The sequence below is a fragment of the Micromonospora sp. NRRL B-16802 genome, assembly GCF_001279555.1.
GTDB classification, from domain to species: Bacteria; Actinomycetota; Actinomycetes; order Mycobacteriales; family Micromonosporaceae; genus Micromonospora; species Micromonospora profundi.
This window is the reverse complement of the sequence record NZ_LGEB01000115.1, coordinates 1-961: the sequence shown is the minus strand read 5'-3', so window position 1 is coordinate 961 and position 961 is coordinate 1. Positions and strand designations below refer to the sequence as shown.

General features: G+C 66.1%; 1 protein-coding gene. It reads left to right on the top strand.

Translation table 11 applies throughout. The features are described from left to right. A partial coding sequence (locus tag ADK66_RS28195) for an IS630 family transposase (protein ID WP_053660663.1) occupies nt 1-951 on the top strand: 951 nt, incomplete at its 5' end. Nucleotides 952-961 lie beyond the last annotated feature (10 nt).

The following is a 961-nucleotide window of genomic DNA, read 5'->3' as shown; positions in this document are numbered from 1 at the left end:
GCCCCGGACATCGCTCATCTGCTCAAGGCCAGCGAGGACTACGTCCGCGACGTGATCCACGCGTTCAACGATCGGGGGTTCGACGCCCTGGACCCAAAATGGAGCGGGGGCGCACCGAGACGGATCGATGAGCAGACCCGCGACTGGATCTGCGTCATCGCCCGGTGCGACCCCCGTTTCCTCGGCCGACCCTTCTCCTGCTGGTCCCTGACCAAGCTGCGCGACTACCTCATCGCCGCCGGCCACGTCACGACCATCAGCGTCGAGACCGTCCGCCGGATCCTGCACGAACGCGGCGTGACGTGGCAGGCCACCAAGACGTGGAAGGCCAGCACCGACCCCGACTTCACCACGAAGATGCGCCGGATCCTGGACCTCTACGACCACCCACCAGCAGATGGTCGGGTGTTGTCCGTCGACGAGTTCGGGCCGCTGAACCTGCAACCCCGACCCGGACGGGCCTGGCGGCCCGTCGCACACCCGGTGCGACTGCGGGCCACCTACACCCGCGACCAGGGCGTACGACACATGATCGCCGCCCTGGACCTGACCACCGGCAAGCTGCACTACCGCATCCGCGACCGGAAACGATGGCGGGAGTTCCTCAGCTTCCTCAAGACACTGCGCGCCCGGTGGCCCGATGACCGGCTCTACCTGATCCTGGACAACTTCTCCCCACACAAGCACCCCGAGGTCCGCGCCTGGTGCACCGCCAACCAGATCGACCTGGTGTTCCTACCGACCTACGCCTCCTGGCTGAACTGGATCGAGGCCGAATTCGCCGCCGTACGCTACTTCGCCCTCAACGGCACCGACCACCGCACCCACGCCGAGCAAGACACCGCCATCGGCGCCTACATCCGCTGGCGCAACCAACACGCCCAACCCAAAACCGGATACGCGATCAACTCCAAGATCCGCCATCCCGATTACCCGTTCAAGGCCGCATGACGAGGCACTA